A 21133-nucleotide genomic window follows, 5' to 3' on the forward strand; every position below is an offset into this window, starting at 1 on the left:
GTCAAGGCCGCGGAGAGGTGCCGGAGCGGTCGAACGGGGCGCACTCGAAATGCGTTGACCCCTCGCGGGGTCCGGGGGTTCGAATCCCTCCCTCTCCGCCATTCCCCTTCCCCCAGGCGCGTACCGCGTCGACACCGGGCACGCGTCGCAGCCAGCCCGGAGTTGCCATGTTCGTTGTCACCAACCGCGTCCCCGTTGCCGAGGGCTACCGGTCCGAGTTCGAGGCCCGCTTTCGTAACCGTGCCGGCCAGATCGAGCAGAACCCCGGTTTCATCAGCATGCGCATCATGCGCCCGGCCCGTGACGGCCACCCCTACCTGGTGCAGACCACCTGGGAGAGCCGCGAGGCCTTTGACCAGTGGGTGGGGAGTGACGATTTCCGCCAGGCCCACGCCAACCCCATGCCCAAGTCGGCGTTTGACGGGCCCAGCGAGATGGAGATGCACGAGGTGATTATCAGCGCGGATCGCCCAGACCGCTGAAGAACTCGTGGGTGTTCCGCGCCAGCGTCTCCAGGTGGTAGCCCCCCTCCTGGATGATCAACGTCGGTAGCGCCAGTTCGGCCAGGGTGTGGCCCATGCGGTTAAAGCCCGGTGAACTGACCGCCGCCTTGTTCTGCGGGTCGTCCTTGTAGATATCAAAACCGAGGGTGACGATGAGCACGTCCGGTGCGTAGAGCCGGATGGCGTGCACGGCCTCTTCCAGGCGCTCGAAATAGGTCTGTTCGGACGAGCCGTGGGGCATGGGCAGGTTGATGTTGTAGCCTTCGCCGGCACCGGTGCCGCGCTCCTCCTCGTGGCCGCTCACCACCGGGTAGAAGTTGGTGGGATCGCCGTGGATGGAGATGTACAGCACGTCTTCCCGGTCGTAGAAGATCTCCTGGATGCCCTGGCCGTGGTGCATGTCCGGGTCCAGGATGGCGATGCGGGGGTATTGCGGTTTGAGGGCCTCGGCGGCAATGGCCGCGTTGTTCAGGTAACAGAAGCCGCCGGCGGCATCGCGGCGGGCGTGGTGGCCCGGCGGCCGGCAGACGGCGTAGGCCCGTTTGGCGCCGCGTAGCAACTCGTCGCTGGCGCTCAGCGCCGTCTGTGCCGACCAGTAGGCGGCCTCGAAAGTGTGCTCGCCGATCGGGCAACTGCCGTCGGCCAGGTAACGGGCGGCCTCGGCGAGGATGCCTTTCATGGGGTTGGGCGAGCGGACGAAGACGTTGGACATCACCTCGTCGCCCCAGTCATCCGGAATGGCCTGCCACCGCCGGTGGGCGGACTCCAGAAAGCGCAGGTAGCCAATATCGTGGACCCGGGCAATGGCCTGCATCCCGTGATCGGCAGGCTCCGCCACCGGGATGTCCAGCGCCTTCAGCCCCTCCAGGATATGGCCGGTGCGCTCCGGCAGTTCCAGTGGTGTGCGCATCTGACCGCGGGAGAGGTAGCTCCTGGGGATGTGCTTGTCCTGGCTTGGATGGAAGAATGCCTTCACGTCGGGTCCCTCGTTGACTGCCCTTGGTGTATCGGCCGACCTGCGGGTCGGCAGCCCTCACCGGCATACTAACCGCTAATTCCCCACTTTGGGGAACCCCGCCAGCCATTGCGGTTGCGGACGGCGGGGTATACGCAGCCGAGGCAAAGGCGCGCACCCGGCGGGATGTTAAGCTGATCCTGCTGCGGGCACGGACGTGATCGGGTATAAACTGCAAACAGGAAGCATCTAACGCATGCAGGTCAAGGTCGAAGCGGAGGCAGGGGCAGCAGGCCATGGTGCTGTTCTGGCGATTTCTCGGGGTCTCCTGCGTTGCCATCGGCAGCGTTGGCGTCGTCGTGCCGTTGTTACCGACCACCCCCTTTCTCTTGCTGGCGGCCTGGGCCTTCGCCAAGGGCTCGGAGCGCTGGCGCGACTGGTTGCTGAACCATCCGCGCCTCGGGCCGTCCATCCGCGCCTGGCAGACCGCCCGCGCCATCCCCTACCGCGCCAAGGTGGTCGCTATCCTCTCGCTGGTGTTCAGCCTGGCGCTGGCGCTCTGGCTGTCGTTGCCACCGCTGGCGCTGGCGCTCCAGGTCACGGCACTGGTGGCGGTATCCGCCTTCATTCTTACCCGGCCCACCGCCTATTGAGCCATCCGGCAGGCGGAGGTTGGCATGACTGACTGCTTCTGCGTCCACCTGGGGCAGTGGCGGTTGCAGGCCCGGCACTGCCGGCACCGCCGCCTGCTGGTGCTGGCGGGCGATGCCGAGTGGGGTCGCGACCGCGCCCGCCTCGCGCTCCGGGAGTGGGCGGGCGACGGGGACCACCTGTGGGTGGGCGATCAACCGGCGGGGCGTCGCGCGGAGGATGTCTGGCAGGAACTTGGCCGGGAATACGCCGGGCTGGTCTTCGATGCCCATTGCGGCTTCGACCCGGACGCGTTCGGCGCGGTGGCCGGCACCGTTCGCGGGGGCGGCCTCCTGATCCTGCTGACGCCACCACTGGCGGATTGGCACCGGGCACCGGATCCGGAGCGGGCCCGCTTGGCCGTGCATCCGCTGCCGCCGGAGCGTGTCCCGGGGCGTTACCTGCAGCGCCTGGCCCGGCTGTTGCGCGAGAGCCCCGACGCCTGGGTGGTGGCAGAGGGCACGCCGGCCCCGCCTCCGCCCTCCGCCAGCGTCCCTGACCGAGGGGCATCGGATGCTGGGGCAGCGGACCCCGGGACGGGGGTGGAGCCCCTGACCACGGACCAGGCCCGGGCGGTGGACCGGCTGGTGCGCTCGGCGTCCGGCCGCGGCCACCGGCGGCGGCCGGTGGTGCTGACCTCCGACCGGGGACGCGGCAAGTCAGCGGCCCTGGGACTGGCGGCGGCGCGGCTGCTGCGTACCGGGCTGGAGCGGATCCTGGTGACCGCCCCGGGGGCTGACGCCGTGCAGCCGTTGCTGCGCCACGCCGCGGCCTGTCTGCCCGGTAGCCGCCGAAGCCGTACCACCGTCGAGTGGGAAGGACGGGCCCTCCGTTTTGCCGTGCCCCGGGCGGTGCTGGACAGCGACGAAACGCCGGACCTGGTGCTGGTGGATGAGGCTGCGGCCATTCCCACGCCGGTCCTGGCGGAGCTGCTCCGCCGCCATCCGCGCATGGCCTTTGCCTCCACGGTCCACGGCTACGAGGGAACGGGCCGGGGCTTCGCCCTGCGCTTCAGCCAACTGCTGGACCGGGAAACCCGGGGATGGCAGCAGGTCACGCTGACCACCCCGGTCCGCTGGGCCCCCGATGACCCGGTGGAAGCGCTGGTCTTCCGCCTCTTGCTGCTGGATGCCGAGCCCGAGGGCGCGGTGCCGGAGCACCCCATGGAGGTGAACTGGCAGTGGCTGGACCGCGATACCCTGGCGGCGGACGAGCCCCTGCTGGGGCAGGTTTTCGGGCTGCTGGTGCAGGCCCATTACCGGACCCGGCCCCTGGACCTCCGGCACTTGCTGGACGGGCCCAACGTGCGGGTCGGGGTGGTCCGGGCGGCCGGCGTGGTGGTGGGGACGCTGCTGGTCGCCGAGGAGGGCGGCTTTGAGCCGCCATTTGCCGAGGCGGTCTGGCGTGGCCAGGCCCGCCCAATGGGCCACATGCTGCCCGAGACGCTGGCAGCCCACTGCGGGCTGCGAGATGCACCGGAGTGCCGTGGCCTGCGGGTCGTGCGCATCGCCGTGCACCCCCGGGCCCGGCGACAGGGGCTTGGCCGGCGCATGCTGCTGGAGGCGCTGGGCCTGGCCCGCCGGCAGGGCATGGACTACCTGGGGACCGCCTTTGGCACCACCGATGAGCTGCTCGCCTTCTGGCAGGCGGAGGGGCTGAGTCCGGTGCGGGTGAGCCTCCGCCGCGGTGCCGCCAGCGGGGCACACTCCGTGGTCATGTTACGGCCGGTGAGCGCCGCCGGGGAGGGCCTGCACGGCCGGGCACGTGCCCGTTTCCTCGACGGCCTGCCCCACCTGCTGGCAGATCCGCTCCGCTGGCTGGAGCCCGAGCTGGCTGACCAGCTGCTGCGCGCCCCGGACCTGCCCATGCCCGCCCCGGAGACTGCAGACTGGGAGGACCTGCGCGCCTTCGCTGCCCGGGAGCGTATCTTCGAGGCCTGCCTGCCGGCACTCTGGCGCTGGACCCGCTGGGTACTGGCTGACCCGGCCCGGGCCGCATACCTGAGTGCCGCCGACCGGCACGGCCTGATCCTGCGCCTGCTGCAGCACCGCGATTGGGCCCAGACGGCCCAGGTGTTGGGCCTGCCCGGCCGGCGCCAGGTTACCGAGACACTGCGCCGGGCGGTGGCGGACGGCCTGCCGGAGCAGCTAGGCTAGCGCCATGTCGCTACTGCTGCCATTGGTTCTGCTCTGGCCCCTGCTGCTGGCCGGGGGGCTGCTCTCACCCTGGCGCGGCTACAGCCGGGCCTTGCTGCCCAGTGCCCCGTTGCCCGGGCTGCTGGCGGGCTTCCAGCCGGGGCTCCAGTGGGAGGCCCCCTGGCTGTTGCTGGGGCTGCAATTCGGGGTAGACAGCATCGCCTCCCCCTTGCTGCTGCTGGCCTCGCTGCTCTGGGTGCTGGCCGCCATCGCCGCCGGTCGCAGCATGGCCCGGAACCCGCACCGCGACCGATTCCTCGCGCTCTTTCTGCTGACCATGGCGGGGAACCTCGGGGTGTTCATCGGCCTGGACGCCGCCGGGTTCTACCTCGCCTACGCCACCATGACCTTCGCCGCCTACGGTCTGGTGATTCACGACGGCCAGGCGGCGTCCCGCCGGGCGGGCCGGGTCTACCTGGTTCTGGCCGTCCTGGGTGAGGGCATGCTGGTGGCCGCATTGCTGTTGCTGGCTGGGGCCCTGGGGAATCCCGCGCTGCACGGGCTGGGGCCGGAGTTGGCCCAGGTGCCCCACCAGGCCTGGATCACGGGGCTGTTTCTGCTCGGTTTCGGCATCAAGATGGGTATAGTGCCGCTGCACCTCTGGCTGCCGCTGGCCCACCCCTGCGCGCCGGTGCCCGCCAGCGCCGTCCTCTCGGGGGTAATCGTGAAGGCGGGGCTGATGGGGTGGCTGCGCTTTCTGCCGGTGGGTGAGGAGGTTGCGGCGCCGTTGGGCCCCTGGGTCATTGCGGCGGGCCTGTTTACGGCCTTCTTTGCGGTGGCGGTCGGGCTGGCCCAGGCGCGGGCCAAGACCGTGCTGGCCTATTCCACTGTCAGCCAGATGGGGCTGTTGACCGTATTGATCGGCATGGGCCTGGCGCTGCCCGGCATTTACTGGGCGCTGGCGGTGGGCGCGGTGCTGTTGATGGCGCTGCACCACGGGCTGGCCAAGGGGGCGCTCTTCCTCGCCATGGGGGCCGATAACCGGGCGCGATTCTGGCTCATGCTCTGGCCTGCGGCCGCGCTGGCGGGGCTGCCCCTGACCTCTGGGGCCCTGGCCAAGAAAGCCATGAAAGATGCCGCCGAGATGGCGCCCGGGCTTTGGGCGGAGGCCCTGCCCCTGCTGCTCAGCCTGAGTTCCCTGGCCACCGCGCTGCTGATGGCGCGGTTGCTGTGGTTGGTGCGGCCGCGGGTCGATGCGGGTGACGGGGAGACTGCCCGGGGCAGGGCCCCGGTGCTGGCACTGGTACTGGCCAGCGCGCTGGTGCCCTGGCTGTGGGCCGGGTGGCAGCAGCCGGGCGCTGCCCTGGCCGCGCTGGACGCCAAGGCGGCCTGGGACAGCACCTGGCCGGTGCTGCTGGCCCTCGGGGTGGCGGCCGCCTGGTGGTGGTGGAGCCCGGCCCGCTGGCAGGCCGTGCGGCTGCCGGAAGGGGACCTGGTGGCGCTCCTGCCCGGAGCCCGCCCGTTGCCCCAGCCGCCGGTCTGGGAGCTGCCGGCGGTGCCCGGTGCCGCCCCGGCGGGCAGGGCGCTGACCCGTATGGAACTGGGCCTGGGTACATTGGCTATCGCGGGGGTGCTGTTTCTCGGGCTGGCGCTCGGGTTGATGGTTCTGCTGTTGGGCTAGGAGGCCGTTGGCCGGTTCAGCCGCCGCTCTCCATGGCCCCCTCGATCGCGGCGCAGAGCCGCTTGATCACCTTCACCCGGGCGTACCGCTTGTCGTTGGCCTCTACCACGTTCCACGGGGCAGCCGTGGTGTCGGTGTAGCGCAGCATGTCGTTGATGGCCGCCTGGTAGTCATCCCAGCGCTCGCGGTTGCGCCAGTCCTCGTCGGTCAGCTTGTGCTCCTTCCAGGGGGTTTCGGACCGGGCCTGGAAGCGGGCCAACTGCTCATCCGCGTCGATAGCCAGCCAGAACTTCGCCAGGATGATATTGCTCTTCAGCAGCGTCTGCTCGAAGTGATTGATTTCGGCGTAGGCGCGCTGCCAGTCGGTCTTCTCGGCAAAGCCCTCCACCCGCTCCACGAGCACCCGGCCGTACCAGGAGCGGTCGAAAATGGTCATTCGGCCGTGGGGTGGCAGTTGCCGCCAGAAGCGCCAGATCCAGGGCTGTGCGCGCTCCTCGTCGGTGGGGGCGGCGACACTGATCACCCGGTAATGGCGCGCGTCCAGGGCGGCGGTCACCCGGTGAATGCTGCCCCCCTTGCCCGCTGCATCGTGGCCTTCGAAAACGGCCACCACGGCATAGTCGCGCCGGAAGACCGGATCGCGGACCAGCTGGCTGAGCCGGTCCTGCCAGTGGGTGAGCTCTTCCTTGTATTCCGCCTTGTCCATGGACCGGGTCAGGTCCAATCCCTGCAAGGTCTGGGGCTGAGGCACGGGGCGCCGCTTGGGCGGTGTACGCGCGCTCTCCACCTCCTCGCGCCGGCCCTTCAAACGGTCCTGCATGCGGTCGAGGATGATGGCCGCAGTCTGCAGCGTCTGGCGCTCCGGGTGGCCGCCCTCCAGCACGTGCCAAGGGGCCCAGGCGCTGTCGGTGGCCTCGACGACACGGCGGGCGGTCTCGTCGATGGCATCGAATTGCTCGTGGCGCAGCCAGGACAGTTCGTTGACTCGCCAGCGGTTTACCGGGTCCGACTCCAGCTCGTGCAGCCGTTCGGCTTGTCGGTCGTGGGAGATGCGGTACCAGAATTTGAGGATCAGGGCGCCTTCCGCGGCGAGCGTCTTTTCGAACTCGCGGGTCTCCTCGATACGCGTCGCCAGCACGTGCTCGCCGATGCGGCCCTGCACCCGGTCGATCACCGCCTCGCCGTACCAGCCGTTCACATAGATACCGATGCGACCGGCGGGGGGCAGGCTGAGCCAATACCGCCACATGGGCGGGCGCGCACGTTCCTCGTCGCTCGGGGGGCCGAAAGCGTGCGTTTCCATGCCCCGGTTTTCCAGCCATTTGTTAAGCAGGTTGACCGTCTCGCCCCGGCCGCTACCCACCTGGCCGGTGACCATGATCACCACCGGGGTTTCTGCGGCCTCCGACAAGGCCAGTTGGCTGCGCAACAGCTTCAGGCGGAGTTCCTGCAGGGTCTTTTTGCGTTCCTTCTTGTCCGCCTGGCCTTCCAGCAGGCGGTTGATGCGCTTCTGCACGGCTTGCCTCCTTGCCCGGTCAATCCGGCATGGCCATGGTCGCTTGCGACTGCAGTCAGTCTGTCACCCGGACCGGACGATGCCAAAGGTTTTTTCCGATCCGATGTGGGGAAGGTAGGCGGATGTGGTTGTTTGGAAAGAAATGTTGCAGTGCACTTAAATCGGGAGCGCTTTGCGGTTATGCTGGTTTCAGACCGCACAGCGCGCATATGAAACGCCTCGGGCAAAGGAGTAGGGATGGCGCAAGCAGAGCAGCAGCACCCCCGGAAGGAAGGCGACGAACACCAGGACGTGGCCTGGCACAGCCTCAAGACCGATGATGCGCTCAAGCGCCTGAATGCCAGTAGCGAGGGTCTGGAGGGTGACGAGGCGGCCCGCCGGCTGGAGACGCACGGACCCAACCGCCTGCGGCCGCCGGAGAAGGACGGCCCCTTCAAGCGGTTCATGCTCCAGTTCCACAATGTGTTGATCTACATCCTGATCATTGCTGCCATCGGCACCGCCTTTCTCCAGCATTGGGTGGATACCGGCGTCATCCTGGCGGTGGTGCTCATCAACGCCATCATCGGCTTTATCCAGGAGGGCAAGGCCGAGAAGGCGCTGGATGCCATCCGCGGGATGCTCTCGCCCAAGGCGGTGGTCCTGCGTGACGGCCACCGGCAGACGGTGGATGCCGAGGAACTGGTGCCCGGCGACATCGTACTGTTGCAGGCGGGCGACCGGGTCCCCGCCGATCTGCGCCTGGTGGAGGCGCGCAACCTGCGGATCGACGAGGCGGTGCTCACCGGCGAGTCCGTGGCCGTGGACAAGGGCCTGGATCCGGTGGAGGAAGATGCGGAACTGGGTGACCGCACGCCGCTGGCCTTCTCCGGCACGCTGGTGGCGTTCGGGCGGGGTCTGGGCGTGGTGGCCGAGACCGGCGAGCGCACCGAGATCGGGCGCGTTAGCACCATGCTGTCGCAGGTGGAGAGCACCACCACGCCCCTGCTGCGCCAGGTGGCGCAGTTCGGCCACTGGCTGAGTATCGCGATCGTCGCGGTGGCCGCGGCCACCTTCCTGTTCGGCTACCTGGTCCGCGACTACGCGGCCATGGATATGTTCCTCGCCGCGGTCAGCCTGGCGGTGGCGGCCATCCCCGAGGGGCTGCCCGCCATCATGACCATCACCCTGGCCATCGGCGTGCAGCGCATGGCGCGGCGCAATGCGATCATCCGCCGGCTGCCCGCGGTGGAGACGCTGGGCTCGGTTACGGTCATCTGCTCGGACAAGACCGGCACCCTGACCCGCAATGAAATGACCGTCCAGGAGGTGGTGACCGCCGACCGCCAGTACCGGGTCACCGGCGTGGGCTACGAGCCGCACGGCGACTTCGAACTGGATGGAAAAGAGGTGGAGCCGGACGACAGCCAACCGGTACTTGGCGAGATCCTCCAGGCGGTACTGCTCTGCAACGAGGCCCAAGTCTACGAAAAGGACGGCCGCTGGCGCATGGAGGGGGACCCCACTGAGGGGGCCCTGGTGACGGCCGCCCTCAAGGCCGGACTGGACGCCCGGCAGCTGGCCGGGCGCATGCCGCGTACCGATGTCATCCCCTTCGAGTCCTCTTACAAGTTCATGGTGACCCTGCACCATGACCACGAGGGGAACGGTTTCATCATCATGAAGGGCGCGCCCGAGCGGGTGCTGGCGGTCTGTGAGAGCCAGCGCACCGCGGATGGGGACCAGCCGCTGGACCGGGACTGGTGGCAGGAGCAGATGGATGCCGTGGCGGCGCGCGGCCAGCGGCTGCTCGCGGTGGCCACCAAGCGGATGCCGGCGGACCGTCGCGACCTCAGCTTCTCAGACGTGGAAGGCGAGCTGGTGTTGCTCGGCCTCATGGGCATCATTGACCCCGCCCGTGAAGAGGCCATCACCGCCGTGGGTGGGTGCCACGGGGCCGGTATCCAGGTGCGGATGATCACCGGCGATCACTCGCTCACGGCGCGTGCCATCGGCAAGGAGCTGGGCATCGGCGACGGCGAACACGCCCTGGCCGGCCACGAGATCCAGGGCATGGACGAAGCCGAGCTGCAGGAGAAGGCCCGCGGGGTGGAGGTGTTCGCCCGCACCACCCCCGAGCACAAACTGCGGCTGGTGAAGGCGCTGCAGGCGGACAACCACGTGGTGGCCATGACCGGCGACGGCGTCAACGACGCCCCCGCCCTGAAGCGGGCCGACGTGGGTATCGCCATGGGCGTGAAGGGCACCGAGGCGGCCAAGGAGGCCTCCGAGATGGTGCTGGCCGATGACAACTTCGCCTCCATCGCCCACGCAGTGGAGGAGGGGCGCACGGTCTATGACAACCTGAAGAAGGCCATCCTGTTCATTCTCCCCACCAACGGGGGGCAGGCCTTCACCATCGTCTCGGCCATCATGCTGGGGTTGGCCCTGCCGCTGGAGCCGGTGCAGGCCTTGTGGGTGAACATGGTCACCGCGGTCACGCTGGCGCTGGCGCTGGCCTTCGAGCCGCCGGAGCCGGGGTTGATGGACCGCAAGCCCCGCGAGCCCGGGCGGCCACTCCTGTCAGGGTTCCTGATATGGCGGGTGCTGTTTGTCTCCGCCCTGCTGGTGATCGGCACCTTCGGCCACTACTTCTGGATGGTGGAGTGGCAGAACGCCTCCCAGGAACTGGCGCGCACGGCGGCGATCAATACCCTTGTGGTGGGCCAGATGTTCTACCTGATCAACAGCCGGTACATCCTCGAGTCCGTGTTGAACTTCCGCGGGCTATTCGGCAGCCGGCCGGTGCTCATCTCTATCGGGCTGTTGTTGGTGCTGCAGCTGATGTTCACTTACGCTGGGCCGTTCCAGTTCCTGTTCAGCACCGAGGGGATCGGCTGGGACGAGTGGTCCCGGATCCTGGTCTTCGGCCTGGCACTGTTCTTCATCGTTGAGGCCGAGAAGGCAGTGCTGCGGCCGCGGCTGGACCCGACCCGGGCCTGAGCCCTGCCCGTACCGGGTCGGCAACGGCAGGATGCCGGGGTCGACCGGTCCGGGCGGCCAGCGGTCCGGAGGAGAAGCGCCTATGCATTGGCTGCTGCGGCTTTTCCGGCAGTTCTCCACCGTGGGGCTGCTGCTGGGCACGCTGTTTTTCGCCTTTTCGCTGACACCGAGTCTGCTGCCGCGGACCTACCTGGTGCAGGGCGTGATCTCGGGGCTTTCCTTTTCCGCCGGTTACGCGTTGGGGTTCGGCGGCCAGTGGCTGTGGGCCTACCTGGAGTTGCCTGCGCTGCGCCAACGGCTGGCCTGGGCGGTGAAAGGCCTGGCGGCACTGGCCTGCCTGGTCATTGCCGGTCTCTTCCTCTGGGAGGCGGCCGGGTGGCAGAACTCCGTGCGCTCACTGATGGGCATGGAGCCGGTGGGCGGTGTCCGTATCTACAGCATCGCCCTCATTGCCGCCGGTGTGTTCGCCGTGCTGCTGCTCCTGGTCCGGCTGTTCCACCGGACCTTTACCTTCCTCGCCGGGCGCCTGCGCCGCTACGTGCCCCACCGGGTGTCCAACGTGGTGGGCGTGAGTGTGGCGGTGGTGCTGTTCTGGGCGGTGATCGACGGTGTCATCTTCACCATGGCGCTGCGCGCGGCGGACAACTCCTACCAGCAACTGGACGTCCTCATCCAGGATGACCTGGAGCCTCCCGAGGACCCGATGAAGGCGGGCAGTGCCGAATCGCTGATCAGCTGGGAAGAGCTGGGCGGGCGAGGGCGGCGGTTTGTAACGGTGGCCCCGTCGGCGGCCGACATCGAGGGCCTTGCAGGCGGTCCGGCCCGGGAACCCATTCGGGTCTACGCCGGCTTGAATGCCGCGGAGACCCCCGAGGAGCGTGCCCGGTTGGCTTTGGAGGAACTGAAGCGGGTCGGTGGCTTTGAGCGCGAGGTGCTGCTGATCGCCACGCCCACCGGCCGTGGCTGGGTTGACCCGGCAGCACAGGACACGGTGGAGTACCTGCTGCGTGGCGATGTTGCGACGGTAACGGCGCAGTACTCCTACCTGCCCAGCCCGCTGTCGTTGTTGGTGGAGGGCGACTACGGTGTGGAAACCGCACGGGCGCTGTTCGAGAAGGTCTACGGGCACTGGGCCGAAATGCCCGAGGCGGACCGGCCCCGGCTCTACCTGCACGGGCTCAGCCTGGGCGCGCTGAATTCCGATCGCTCGTTCGACGTCTACGACATCATCGAGGACCCCTTCGACGGGGCGCTCTGGAGCGGCCCGCCCTTCCGGAGCGAGACGTGGCGAACCGTCACCCGGGGGCGGGACGAAGGCAGCCCCGCCTGGCTACCGGAGTTCCGCAGCGGTTCTGTGGTCCGTTTCATGAACCAGTACCAGGGGCTGGACGAACAGGGTGAGGACGACTGGGGCGCGTTCCGCATCGCCTTCATTCAGTACGCCAGCGACCCGGTGACCTTTTTCGAGCCGGAGTCGCTCTACCGCGAACCGGAATGGATGCGCGCACCCCGCGGGCCCGATGTCTCGCCGGAATTGCGCTGGTACCCGATCGTAACCATGCTGCAACTGCTCGCGGACCTGGGGGCCGGCAGCGCACCACCAGGTTATGGCCACGATATCGCCGCCCAGCATTACATCGATGCCTGGCTGGCGTTGCTGGAGCCAGATGACTGGTCCGAGGAGGAGCTGGAGCGGTTGCGGGCGCGGTTTGCCGAATAGTCGGAATCAGCTTCCCGACAAGGGCGGCGCGTCTATGGCACACTTGGCCACATGAGAATACTGATCCGTTATTTTTTCCGAGGAGTGCGTCTGGTGCTGACGCCATTCATGATTGCCGGCAGCCATCTGCTCAAGCCCAAGGGGGTCGAGCGCGATCCCGACGAGCAGGCGGCCGTGGATGAGCAGACCCGCAAGCTGGCCCTCTACCATTTCCCGGCCTGCCCGTTCTGCATCAAGGTACGCCGCGCCATGCAGCGGCTGTCACTGGATATTGAACTGCGCAATGCGCAGCGGCCCGGTGAACACCGGGAGACGCTGCAGCGCGAAGGGGGGCGGGTGAAAGTGCCCTGCCTGCGGATCGAGGAGGACGACGGCAGTGTGCGCTGGCTTTACGAGTCGGACGACATCGTCGCGTACCTGAACCGGCGTTTCAGTGTGGGGCAATCGGACCAGGCCGCATCGGAGCGGGGCTAACGCCCTGGCCTAGATGCGGCCCTTGGCTGCCGCGGCCCACCGGGCTACAGACTATTCAGCAGCCCCCGGTCCCGCAGGGTGTCCAGTTGCTCCGATAGCCAGGCTTCCGGGTCACCGAGCAGGAATACCGTGTTGAACAGGCCGACGCTGACCAGCGTCCATTCATCGCCGTCTTGTGCGGCTAGCGTGGAAAAGAGGTAGCGGTCGCTATAGGTCCAGTCCAGCCTGCCGCGCAGCGTCCGCCAGGCCGCATCCGCCGCGGCATCGGGCAGGCGCATGCCGAACTCGTCCTCCACCACGTTCTGCACTGCCTCCGGGCCGGCGGCGTCCAGGCGGGCCATGTGGGCCGATTCATCGGGGCGGGTGCTCATGGCCACCGCGACGATAAGCGCCAGTAACAGAATGACGATGATCCGCATGCGAGGCTCCCCGGTGGCTGGGAATGACAATTTAGAGTGTTGCTGGATATCGTAACGCAATGACCACGTTTCCGGGGCGTATCGGGTAATCGGCGGCGAATGGGTGAGGCGCGGGGCGTCTAGGAGGGAGTGGCGTGCTCTGGTTCTGGCTGGCAGCAACGGTGGCCGGGGTGCTGGCGGTGGCGCTGGTGGTGCGCCACCACCGGGTCGCGTTTGTGATCAGCTTCGGGGCGAACGGGCCGGCGGTCCGCAAGGGCCAGCCCCCGGCCGGGTTTCTGTCGGCCTGCGCGGATATCGCGCGGATGTACCAGGTACGGCAGGGGCGGGTTCTTGGACTGCGGGGCGGGGCCGGTATGGAGCTGGCATTCTCGCGTGATATGCCGGACCGGGCCCGTCAGCCGTTGCGCAACTGTTGGACACCCCCGCCTCCCGGTGGCCCGGGAGGCGGTCAGGGCGGCGCCCGGCGCGCGGGCTGAGGTCACCAGCTGCGCACGTCGCCGATGTCCACGTGCACGAACTGCGACCGGGGGTAGTAGCCCACCCCCCCTTTTCTCAGGGCCTGGGCCGCGTCCCTCACCTGGGCCAGGCCGCGCCCGGGGACGCGTATATCGATGGCCTCACCCTCCATGTGCAGGCTGTAGACCGCCACGTTCCGCCCTTGTGCACGCAGCCGGCGGTTGGTTTCGGGTGACCGGTAGCCGGAGATCACCTCAAAGGTGGCTTTGGTATCCAGCCGCTTCTGCAGGGCATCCAGCGTATCCAGCAGGTCCGGATCGATGGGGTGCACCTCGTTGGCGCGGTGATCACGCAGCACATGGTTGACCTCGCCCAGGGCGTCAGGGAGGTAGTCGCCTCGCTCCCAGTAGGTCACGTCCAGCTTTTCGCCGGTGTGCAGGTTGTGGAAGGCGAGTCTGCGGTGTTCCTTGCCCTTGGCGGCGCGGACCAGTGGGATCGGCGCGCTGGCGAGGGCCAGGGTGGCCGCGGACCAGGTCAGAAAACGACGGCGGTTGATGCCGGTACCACGGGTATTATCCGTGTGCATAGGTTGGGATACCCCCTGAGCAAATACGCTCTCCAAAGCTGTCAATCGCCAACCCACGCCCTTTCGCGCCATTCTGTTGGATGTGCCGGGGTGGGGGAGAGTAAATCGAGGCGAGCCTCGCTGCGTTGTGGATTCTATCCACAGCTCAACGCATTACAAAGCAGTTATGAATTGCTTTGTGAACTTGCACCCGGTTGTCTTTGGGATGGCGTGCCCAAATTGTGCGGTGCATCTCAATAAAATACGGCTTTTGTCTCACGACGTTGGTGTCGGTCAGGGCGCCTTGCTAACATTCCCGGATAACGTGGCGTTTCCCACAGGCGACAGGTAACGATCTCATGCACGCAGCAGCCGCTTTGAACACCCCCGAGGTGCCCACTCTGCCCGCACCGGGCTGGGGGGCGGCCTCGCTGGTCGCGCTGAGTTTCCTGGTCATGGCCTTGACCACTTACGAAGTGCGCGAGCCCGGGACTGCCGCGGCGGTAGTGACCCAGCCGGCCGTGGTGGAGCACCTGATGGAGCAGCGCCCCCATGGGCCACCGCCCGGCTTTGATGCAGATCAGCTCGGCCCCGAAGAGGTGGAAGAGGTCGCACCCGCCGTAGCGGCCGATAGTGCCGGCGGCACCGGCGCCACCGCCGCTGAAAGCCGTAGCGGTGATCTGCGCGCCCGCCCCGAGCGCTGAGCGCAACGCTCGCCCCAAAGGCTGCTGGCACCCCTTGGTCGCCAAGCCGTGGCAGGCAGGCGAAAGCGGCACCCGGCCTCTCGCTGCCGGGTGCCGGCAACCACTCGCCAGACGTCAGCAACGCGCTGCCACCAAGGGTGGCCTGGCCTGCCCCTTCCCCAAGCTATCCATTCCGCCCTGGATGCGGCCGTAAGGCGCCTTTCCCGGTATCCGGGCATTCATTGGCATGGGACCTGCTCCTCCCAGGCTGCGACGTGGCATGACCACGACACGCATCCGTATTGGCAACCGGGAGTGCAACCCATGATCAACGGCATAGGCAACAACCCCATGGCCATGGGCGCGGCATCGCCGATGGGCAAGGGGGCAGGGCCGGCGCCGGGGCAGCAGAACGCCCAGGCCCAGCAACCGGCTGGTGCGCAACCCCCCGCGCCGCCCCAGGGGACTCAGCAGCCACAGGGCGGCGTGCAGGCGCAGGCCCAGCCGCAACCCCCCATCTCTAATGTCGAGCCAACGCTGGGGATGGAGACGACCCAGGCCAACCATATGCCGGCGCAACCGGCTCAGGCGCCCGCCGAGCCCCCGCCGCTGGCTGCGCCTGGTGGTGAGCAGGGCCTTGAAGGGGCTGAGGAAACAGGGGAGAGCGCAGCTGCCAACCCCCATGCCGCAGTATCCACGGTGTCGGACAACACCTGGTCGCTGGGTGGTGACAGCGAAACCGTGGAGGCCGATGGCATGGTTTCCCAGTCCGAGCAGGGCCTCGGCGGCAACATAGACCTGACGGTGTGAGCCCGTCAGGTCTCCAGGTCGCGGCCCGCGGCGAACTGCAGGCAGACGGCATCGTCCAGGGTGGCCTGCAGCAGGGCCGGGTCGGTGAGCCCTAACTGCTGCTCGATGTTCTCGAGGTTGTAGGGCAGGGTCCTGGTGCGGGGCCGGTGGTCCAGCAGCGCACAGCAGTCCTTGTAGGGCTGGATGGACATCTCGTAGGTTCCGATCCGGCGGGCGATATCCACGATATCCGCTTTATCGAGACCGACCAGCGGGCGCATGATCGGGATGCGCACCGCCAGGGAGGTGCTGACCATGTTTTCCATGGTCTGTGAGGCCACCTGGCCAAGGCTGTCACCGGTGATCAGGGCCAGGGCCTTGAGCCGCTTGGCCAGCGCCTCCCCGGTGCGGGCGACGAAACGGCGGAAGAGGATCACCTCGTGCCCTCGCTGGTCCCCATGCAAGGCCATGTCAAAGTGGTCGTAGGGCACCATGAACAGCCGGGAGTGGCCGGTATAGCGTGACAACTGCCGCGCCAACTGGATCACGGCGTGATCGGCGTCTTTGCGCTGCTGTGCCGGGCTTGCCGTAAAGTGCAGAAAATCCACCCGGCAGCCCCGCTTGGCCATCACGAAGGCAGCCACCGGTGAGTCGATCCCGCCGGAGAGCAGTGCCAGTCCGCGGCCACCGGGGCCGACCGGCAGCCCACCCAGGCCCCGGTAGCGGGTGCCGTAGCAGTACATCCCGTCCAGGTAGATATCCAGGTGAAAGGTCTGGTCTGGGTGTTTCAGGTCCACCCGCTCCCAAGGGGAGTGCTCAATGATGCTCTGGCCGATGCGTGCGGCGATCTGGTCAGAGGGCAGGGGGAAGCGTTTGTCCGCCCGCTTGACCCGTACCGCGAACGTTCCCTTGCCGGGATGATCCACCCGGTTGGCCAGGTCAGCCAGCAGCATGCGCGCCTGCTCCAGCAGGGCCTGGCGGTCACTGTGGCCGGTGGCCGGGAGGAAGTGCACCGGCTGGTAGGTGACGATGCCCGGGGTCTCGGAGGCCGCCTGCATAACCTCGTCACAGTCGCTGGCGGCCAGGCCGTCCAGGTCCACCCAGATGCGCTGGTGGCCCTGATGGATTTCCGGGCGCAGGCCAGCCGCCCGCAGCCGATGCCGCAGGTTGTGGCGCAGCGCCTTCTCGAAACGGCTGCGATTGCGGCCTTTCAGGGCAATCTCGCCGTAGTGAATAAGGACGCGATTGGGTTCGAACCGACCATGGGTCGGATGCTGTACCACGGATTGTGCTGCAGTCATGAATGCGTCGCGGGGGTGGGGAGTTTGGGCGGCTATTTAACGACTGCAGCGTCGGAATTTCAAGCGGGCCGGGTCACCGCACCTGCGCGTCGGTCCGACCTTGTACGGGTTCGGCGTGTTGTTCGAGCAGGCGCCTGAGGTAGCGACGGCAGCCCCCGGGCGTGGAGAGCTGGGTATAATCGCCGTCCGGAATCTTGACCCCCAAGGCCTGTTCCAGGCCGAGCATTAGCCGAAGGAAATCCACCGAGTCCATGTCCAGGTCCTGGTGAAAGCTGTGATCGTCCTGCAGGCCGGTCAGGTCGGTCTCGGGGCTGATTTCCGCCAGCAGGCGGTTCATGGCCTCCTGGATGCGCGCTTCGGTCTCGTTCATTAGTAATGCTGTCTCCTGTCGCTGCGGTAGCGGTGAGAAGAGCGGCGGGGCAGCCTTGATGATGCCATGGGGGTGCCGGTACTGAGAATGGTAGCAGTGCGCCCCGGGGCTTGGGCCCCGCGGCCCTATGGGTGTAGGTTGCATTCATTGAGCGACCCCTTCCGGGGCTGCCAGGCCAGCGAATACAGGGATCGGTGACGCCATGACGGTGAGAAACCTCGACTACCTCCTCCAACCCCGGGCCATTGCCCTGGTCGGCACCGGCAGCGACGCCGACAGCCTGTTGCTGCGTAACCTGGTGGGGGCGGGTTTCCGTGGGCCGGTGATGCCGGTCATACCGGGGAAGCGGGCCCTGCACGGGGTGTTGAGCTACCCGGATGTGGACAGCCTGCCCATGGTGCCCGACCTGGCGGTGCTGGATGTGCCCTTCAACCGCATTCCGGACTACATCACGGCGTTGGGCCAGAAGGGCACCCGGGGCGCGGTGGTGGTCAGCAAGCCTGCGCCCAACCTCACGCCAGAGGATTACCGGGCCCAGGTGCAAGCGGTGCTGGATGCCGCACAACCCTTCCTGATGCGCCTGTTGGGCCCCGGCTGCATTGACCTTACCGTGCCCCGGACCGGGGTGAACGCCAGCGTCGCGCCCTACCGGCCCGGTACCGGACGAGCAGCGCTGGTGACCGAGTCGGCGGCAGTAGCCACGCGGGCGTTGGACTGGTGTCAGGCGGAAGGGCACGGCCTGAGCCACCTGATCCACCTGGGCGGGGCCATGGACGTGGATACCGGCGATGTGCTGGATTACCTGGCCAGCGATATCTACAGCCGCGCGATACTGCTCTACGTCGAGTACATCGACGATGCCCGCAAGTTCATGTCCGCGGCCCGGCGCGCCGCGCGCGTGAAGCCGGTGGTGGTGCTCAAGCCCCGCCGGGGCAGCAAGGGGGCGGCCGACGACGCGGTCTATGAGGCCGCCTTCCGCCGCGCGGGCCTGGTCCGGGTGGCGGACCTGGAAGAGCTGTTCAACGCGGTGGAGATCCTTACCTCGACGCGGAAACCGGGGCGCCAGGGGCCCCTGGCGGTGCTGGGCAACAGCCGCAGCCTCGGTCTGCTGGCCGCCAATGAGTTGGAGGCCTACGGCGGGACCCTGGACGGCCTGTCGGCGGAGAGCAGCGAGCGGCTGGCCGCCTTGGCCCGTGATCCGGAGTCCACTGCCAACCCCCTGGACTTGGGCGGCGACGCCGATGCTGATGCCTACGGCGATGCGCTGGCGGTGCTGGCCGAGGACAAGGGGATCAGCGGCACGCTGGTGATCAACCAGCCCAACGAGCTGGTGGACAATGCCGCGATCGTCGATGCCGTGGAAGCGCGGGCCAAGAAGAGCCGGCGGGCGCTGTTGGCCGTCTGGTCCGGACCCCGGGCCGGGGCCGAGGCCCGTGAGCGGCTCAAGCAGACCATGCCCGCCTTCGAGGGGCCCGAGGAGGCCGTCCGCGCCTACATGCGCCTGGTGCAGTACCAGCGCAACCAGCAACTGCTGATGGAGACGCCCGCCTCCATCCCCGAGGCCTTCGAGACCGATCCCGAGGCAGCCCGCTTGCTGATCAGCGCGGCGCTCACCACCGGTCGGGACCAGCTGAACGAGTACCAGGCGCAGCAGCTGCTGGCGGCCTACGACATCCCCAGTGTGCCCAGCTATCGCGCCGCCGACCCGGGCGAGGCGGGCCGGTTGGCAGCGGACATGGCCCGGCCGGTGGCGCTGAAACTCATGTCGCCCGATATCATCCACAAGTCCCAGGTGCGTGGCGTGGCCCTGGACCTGGAGACGCCGGAAGCGGTGGAGCGGGAGGCCCGCGCCATGCTGGAGCGTCTGGAGCAGGTCAAGCCCGGGGGGCGCGCGGACGGGTTTCTGCTGCAGCCCATGACCCCGCGGGCGGGGGCCTACGAGCTGGCCATTGCCGTGATACCGGGTGGCCGTTTCGGACCGGTGATCCGGTTCGGTCACGGTGGCACGGAGAGCCAGGTGATCGCCGACGTGGCCTACGGGCTGCCGCCCCTCAACATGCACCTGGCGCAGGAGATGATGAGCCAGACGCGCATCTTCTCCATGCTCTCCAACAGTGGTTTGCGGGGGGCGGACCTGGATACGCTGGCGCTCACACTGATCAAGGTCTCGCAGATGGTGATCGACTTTGAGGCCATCGAATCGCTGGAGATCAACCCGCTTTGGGCTACGGATGACGGGGTGGTTGCCCTGGACTCGCGGGTGGTCATTCGCCCGCCCTACACCGGCGACCCCACCCGGCGGCTGGCCATTCGTCCCTATCCCAACGAGCTGGAAGAGACGCTCGAGCTGCCGGACGGGCGCTCCTTCCTGCTGCGGCCCATCCTGCCGGAGGATGAGCCGGCGCTAACCAAGATGGTGGAGCGCACGCCCCCGGAGCAACTGCGGCTGCGCTTCTTCCGCACCATCCGCACGCTGCCCCACGAAATGGCAGCCCGGCTGACGCAGATCGACTATGACCGGGAGATGGCCCTGGCAGTCACAGACCCGGGGCTCCCGGGCCAGGTGGAGTTGTGGGGGGTGGTGCGGATCAGCGCGGACCCCGATAACGAGACCGCCGAGTACGCCATCATGGTGGACAACAACGTCACGGGCATGGGGCTCGGTCCGCTACTGATGCGCCGTATTGTCGAGTATGCCCGCCATCGCGGCATCCGCGAGGTTTACGGCGAGGTGCTACGCGAGAACCGGCCGATGCTGCGGATTAACGAGGCCATGGGCTTCCAGGTGTCGACGTCGCCGGATGACCCGAACGTGATGCACGTGGTCCTGAAACTCGATGGTGCGTCCAACGGCGAAAACGGGGTGTAGGCAGCGTTCCCGACGCCTACTCCTCCGCCCCCAGAGCGGTGCGCAGGGCCCGCAGCCCGGGCTGGCGGCGGTGTAGGCTTTCGGCGGGTACGGCCGCGGGCCGCTCACTGCCCAGGTAACGGAGGTGGCTGCCACAGGCGGCCCGGCAGTCGCTGGCACCGAACCCTGGTATCAACACCTCGCCCCCCGTTTCGGCATTTAGCGGGCACTCCGCGGCCTGGCTCAACACCACGTGAATCACCCTGGCCTCCCGCCGGGTCAGCAGCCAGTCGATGTGCCAGCGCCGCGGCTTGTCCCGGCGCAGGTGGCGTTCCACCCGGGCCGCCAGGTTGCGCCGGGCACTGCCGGTGTAGACGTACCAGCCGGCGGGCAGGCGGCGGTACGGTAGCCGCCCGGCCTGGATGCGGCAGGCCCGGCTCAGGCGGATGTAGAGCTGGTAGGTGACCTCATTCGCCACGGGCGATGCGGGCCATCAGGTCGGGCTGGACCACTTCGATCCAGTAGCCGTCCGGGTCCTTGATGAAAGCGATGCCCTTCATTTTGCCGTCGTCTGGGCGTTTGACGAACTCTACCCCCAGTTGCTCGAAGCGTTCGCAGGCGGCATAGATGTCGGGCACGTTGATCGCCAGGTGGCCGAACCCCTGCGGCTGGTCGTTGCCGTTGTGGTACTGCACCGCCGGGTCGTTCTCCGAGCCCCAGTTGTGCGTCAGCTCCAGCATGGCAGGGCGGCTGAATGTCCAGGTGGTCCGCTCGCTCTCGTCGGCCGGTACCCGGGCGGCCTCGTCGTCGCCCATCAGGCCCAGAAAGTACAGGGTGAAGTTCATCTCGTCGAAATCCAGCCGCCGGACGAGGCGCATGCCGAGCACCCGGGTGTAGAAGTCCAGCGACACCTTCGGGTCCTTGATCCGCAGCATGGTGTGGTTATAGCGGAACCCCTCGGTGGCGGCGTCGACGTTCTCGCACAGCCCCTCGGCCTGTTCGAAATGACGGCTCATGAGCATTCCCTCCTGGCGCCAGTGCGCCGT

Annotated in this window: 19 protein-coding genes and 1 tRNA gene; 12 read left to right on the top strand and 8 right to left on the bottom strand. The window is 67.9% G+C overall.

What is annotated here, in order from left to right:
- The first annotated feature begins 11 nt into the window (after positions 1-11).
- Together DFR31_RS09365 and DFR31_RS09370 are read left to right on the top strand one after the other, a co-directional pair.
- Positions 12-101 (top strand) — tRNA-Ser (locus DFR31_RS09365).
- Between the two features lie 66 nt (positions 102-167).
- A complete protein-coding gene (locus tag DFR31_RS09370; protein WP_121442416.1) occupies positions 168-482 on the top strand; it encodes an antibiotic biosynthesis monooxygenase family protein in 315 nt (104 codons plus the stop codon).
- Here DFR31_RS09370 and DFR31_RS09375 read toward each other — a convergent pair.
- The gene (locus DFR31_RS09375; RefSeq protein WP_121442417.1) at positions 457-1479 is read right to left on the bottom strand and encodes a histone deacetylase family protein; all 1023 of its coding nucleotides are present in this window, start codon (positions 1477-1479) and stop codon (positions 457-459) included. The genes DFR31_RS09370 and DFR31_RS09375 overlap by 26 nt on opposite strands.
- A gap of 275 nt (positions 1480-1754) precedes the next feature.
- On the opposite strand from DFR31_RS09375, the gene DFR31_RS09380 reads away from it, so the two are divergent.
- The 3 genes from DFR31_RS09380 to DFR31_RS09390 are packed head-to-tail and all read left to right on the top strand — an operon-like array spanning position 1755 to position 5964.
- On the top strand, positions 1755-2111 hold the full coding sequence (locus tag DFR31_RS09380) for a YbaN family protein (RefSeq protein ID WP_121442418.1): 357 nt from the start codon (positions 1755-1757) through the stop codon (positions 2109-2111).
- Positions 2112-2135: 24 nt separating this feature from the next.
- Complete coding sequence (locus DFR31_RS09385) at positions 2136-4304, top strand: tRNA(Met) cytidine acetyltransferase TmcA (RefSeq protein WP_121442419.1); 2169 nt, start codon at positions 2136-2138, stop codon at positions 4302-4304.
- A 4-nt stretch (positions 4305-4308) separates the two neighbouring features.
- Positions 4309-5964, top strand: coding sequence for a complex I subunit 5 family protein (locus DFR31_RS09390; protein WP_121442420.1), 1656 nt, complete (start codon positions 4309-4311; stop codon positions 5962-5964).
- A gap of 16 nt (positions 5965-5980) precedes the next feature.
- Here DFR31_RS09390 and pap read toward each other — a convergent pair whose 3' ends face one another.
- On the bottom strand, positions 5981-7480 hold the full coding sequence (gene pap, locus DFR31_RS09395; protein WP_121442421.1) for a polyphosphate:AMP phosphotransferase: 1500 nt from the start codon (positions 7478-7480) through the stop codon (positions 5981-5983).
- 237 nt (positions 7481-7717) lie between these two features.
- On the opposite strand from pap, the gene DFR31_RS09400 reads away from it, so the two are divergent.
- The 3 genes from DFR31_RS09400 (at position 7718) to DFR31_RS09410 (ending at position 12656) form a co-directional block, all read left to right on the top strand.
- Positions 7718-10462 carry a cation-transporting P-type ATPase gene (locus DFR31_RS09400; protein WP_121442422.1) on the top strand — a complete coding sequence of 915 codons (2745 nt, stop codon included), beginning with the start codon at positions 7718-7720 and terminating at the stop codon, positions 10460-10462.
- A gap of 82 nt (positions 10463-10544) precedes the next feature.
- Positions 10545-12182 carry an alpha/beta hydrolase gene (locus DFR31_RS09405; protein WP_121442423.1) on the top strand — a complete coding sequence of 546 codons (1638 nt, stop codon included), beginning with the start codon at positions 10545-10547 and terminating at the stop codon, positions 12180-12182.
- Between the two features lie 51 nt (positions 12183-12233).
- Positions 12234-12656 carry a glutathione S-transferase N-terminal domain-containing protein gene (locus DFR31_RS09410; protein WP_121442424.1) on the top strand — a complete coding sequence of 141 codons (423 nt, stop codon included), beginning with the start codon at positions 12234-12236 and terminating at the stop codon, positions 12654-12656.
- A gap of 44 nt (positions 12657-12700) precedes the next feature.
- Here the strand turns inward: DFR31_RS09410 and DFR31_RS09415 are convergent, their stop codons facing one another.
- On the bottom strand, positions 12701-13075 hold the full coding sequence (locus DFR31_RS09415; RefSeq protein ID WP_121442425.1) for a hypothetical protein: 375 nt from the start codon (positions 13073-13075) through the stop codon (positions 12701-12703).
- Positions 13076-13209: 134 nt separating this feature from the next.
- On the opposite strand from DFR31_RS09415, the gene DFR31_RS09420 reads away from it, so the two are divergent.
- On the top strand, positions 13210-13551 hold the full coding sequence (locus tag DFR31_RS09420) for a DUF3634 family protein (protein WP_121442426.1): 342 nt from the start codon (positions 13210-13212) through the stop codon (positions 13549-13551).
- Positions 13552-13553: 2 nt separating this feature from the next.
- Here the strand turns inward: DFR31_RS09420 and mepK are convergent, their stop codons facing one another.
- Positions 13554-14117 carry a peptidoglycan L,D-endopeptidase MepK gene (gene mepK / locus DFR31_RS09425; RefSeq protein WP_121442427.1) on the bottom strand — a complete coding sequence of 188 codons (564 nt, stop codon included), beginning with the start codon at positions 14115-14117 and terminating at the stop codon, positions 13554-13556.
- Positions 14118-14455: 338 nt separating this feature from the next.
- On the opposite strand from mepK, the gene DFR31_RS09430 reads away from it, so the two are divergent.
- Both DFR31_RS09430 and DFR31_RS09435 read left to right on the top strand, forming a co-directional pair.
- Positions 14456-14800, top strand: a complete 345-nt coding sequence (locus DFR31_RS09430; protein WP_121442428.1) for a hypothetical protein — start codon at positions 14456-14458, stop codon at positions 14798-14800.
- A 303-nt stretch (positions 14801-15103) separates the two neighbouring features.
- Positions 15104-15589, top strand: coding sequence for a hypothetical protein (locus tag DFR31_RS09435; protein WP_121442429.1), 486 nt, complete (start codon positions 15104-15106; stop codon positions 15587-15589).
- 5 nt (positions 15590-15594) lie between these two features.
- Here the strand turns inward: DFR31_RS09435 and thiI are convergent, their stop codons facing one another.
- Together thiI and DFR31_RS09445 are read right to left on the bottom strand one after the other, a co-directional pair.
- Positions 15595-16869 (bottom strand): tRNA uracil 4-sulfurtransferase ThiI, encoded by a 1275-nt coding sequence (gene thiI, locus DFR31_RS09440; protein ID WP_121442430.1) that lies wholly within the window; start codon positions 16867-16869, stop codon positions 15595-15597.
- 73 nt (positions 16870-16942) lie between these two features.
- Positions 16943-17239, bottom strand: a complete 297-nt coding sequence (locus tag DFR31_RS09445) for an acyl carrier protein (protein ID WP_170153652.1) — start codon at positions 17237-17239, stop codon at positions 16943-16945.
- 202 nt (positions 17240-17441) lie between these two features.
- Between DFR31_RS09445 and DFR31_RS09450 the strand changes: the two genes are divergently transcribed.
- Positions 17442-20108 carry a bifunctional acetate--CoA ligase family protein/GNAT family N-acetyltransferase gene (locus DFR31_RS09450; protein WP_121442432.1) on the top strand — a complete coding sequence of 889 codons (2667 nt, stop codon included), beginning with the start codon at positions 17442-17444 and terminating at the stop codon, positions 20106-20108.
- A gap of 16 nt (positions 20109-20124) precedes the next feature.
- Here the strand turns inward: DFR31_RS09450 and DFR31_RS09455 are convergent, their stop codons facing one another.
- Both DFR31_RS09455 and gloA read right to left on the bottom strand, forming a co-directional pair.
- A complete protein-coding gene (locus tag DFR31_RS09455) occupies positions 20125-20565 on the bottom strand; it encodes a GIY-YIG nuclease family protein (RefSeq protein WP_121442433.1) in 441 nt (146 codons plus the stop codon).
- Positions 20555-21103, bottom strand: coding sequence for a lactoylglutathione lyase (gloA, locus tag DFR31_RS09460; RefSeq protein WP_121442434.1), 549 nt, complete (start codon positions 21101-21103; stop codon positions 20555-20557). The genes DFR31_RS09455 and gloA overlap by 11 nt, the downstream gene beginning before the upstream one ends.
- Positions 21104-21133 lie beyond the last annotated feature (30 nt).

The organism is Alkalispirillum mobile, assembly GCF_003664325.1.
Lineage (GTDB): Bacteria > Pseudomonadota > Gammaproteobacteria > Nitrococcales > Halorhodospiraceae > Alkalilimnicola > Alkalilimnicola mobilis.